Here is a 1,508-nt window from a genome sequence, read left to right as displayed (position 1 = left end):
AGACCCCATGACTGCCGGAGCCTTGGAGGCTCGAATCTGAGATGCTGATGATGGATTTGTTAGCAGCGGAGACGAGTCATGACGGAGGCAGTGAAATACGTTGGTCTGGACGTTCATAAGGAAACCATCGCGGTCGCGGTTGCCGATGGGGAACGCGGAGGCGAGGTACGTTTCGTCGGCACGGTCGCCAACGAGGACGATGCGATCAGGAAGCTGGTCAAGCGGCTGACGGGACCGGGTGTGACGTTGAACGTCTGCTACGAAGCGGGACCCTGTGGGTATGGCTTGCATCGGCTGCTGTCGAAGCTGGGACAGAATTGCATCGTCATCGCCCCCTCGATGATGCCGCGACGCCCGGGCGACCATGTTAAGACGGACCGGCGTGACGCGATGACCCTGGCGCGGCTGCTACGCGCCGGCGAACTCACCGCGATCTGGGTGCCGGACGAAGCGCACGAGGCGGTACGCGATCTCATCCGCGCGCGACGCAGCGCGCAGGACGATGCCATCGGGGCCAAGCAGACGGTGCGCAGCTTCCTGTTGCGGCATGATCGTCGTTTTGGCGGCAAGGCGGCTTGGACGAAAATGTACTGGCGGTGGTTGTCCGAGCAGCGGTTTGAGTTTCCCCACCAGCAGCTGGCATTCGAGGAAATGCAGAAGCGGGTGCTGGAGGCCCAGGCACGGGTCGCGCGCCTGGAGGCGGCGCTGGCTGAAGCGGTGGATGCGTGGTGTTTTGCGCCGCTGGTCCGCAATCTGCAGGTCCTGCGCGGTATCAGGCTGGTCAGTGCCGCAACGCTGGTCGCCGAGGTGGGCGACCTCACCCGCTTCGACAATCCCAAGCAACTGATGGCGTATGTCGGCCTGGTGCCGTCCGAGCACTCCAGCGGTGCCAAGACCAAGCGGGGCCGGATTACCCGCGCGGGCAACGCGCAAGCACGGACGATGTTGATCGAGGCGGGCTGGTCGTATCGGCTGTCCGCTCGCGAGGAGCGACGCTACCGTGAACGGGTCATCGACTTGCCCGAGGACATCCAAGCGATCGGGTGGAAGGCGCAGGTTCGCCTGTGCCAGCGCTACCGTCGCCTGGCGGCCACCGGAAAGCCCCAGCCCAAGGTGACCACCGCGATCGCGCGTGAATTGGTCGGCTATGCCTGGGACATCGCCCGTCGAGTGTCGCCAGCGATAGCCGGCTGATCCACACAGAACAATTCCAGGAGGAGGCGCCAGGGCACCAACTGCATAGCCTTGGCCGGCGTGCCGCGGGCACCCGACTGTGATGGGCAATCCACGGTGTACGGTGGGGCAGGTTCGTCCGACGCCCGAACTTAGACGGAGGATAGGCCCAGCGACGGATACGGGTAGTGCGGTAACCAACCCGCGGATGAGAGCATGATCAATCGTCGTCGATCAGGCGTCCGCGGCACACCCGCCAAGGTCAATGCGAACGCTGGTCTTGCGGCCAGCGACAAGGTAAACTCGGCCAGCGTCTCGGATGGCAGTCATGAGAG

1 protein-coding gene is annotated in these 1,508 nt (G+C 64.3%); it reads left to right on the top strand.

Annotated features, from left to right (window positions below; all coding sequences use genetic code 11):
* The first annotated feature begins 78 nt into the window (after positions 1–78).
* Complete coding sequence (locus ACP7BL_RS17845) at positions 79–1,194, top strand: IS110 family transposase (protein WP_043061551.1); 1,116 nt, start codon at positions 79–81, stop codon at positions 1,192–1,194.
* Positions 1,195–1,508: the final 314 nt, after the last annotated feature.

The sequence above is a fragment of the Sphingomonas sp. DC1600-2 genome, from assembly GCF_049897605.1.
Lineage (GTDB): Bacteria > Pseudomonadota > Alphaproteobacteria > Sphingomonadales > Sphingomonadaceae > Sphingomonas.
This window is presented reverse-complemented; position numbering and strand designations above follow the sequence as displayed.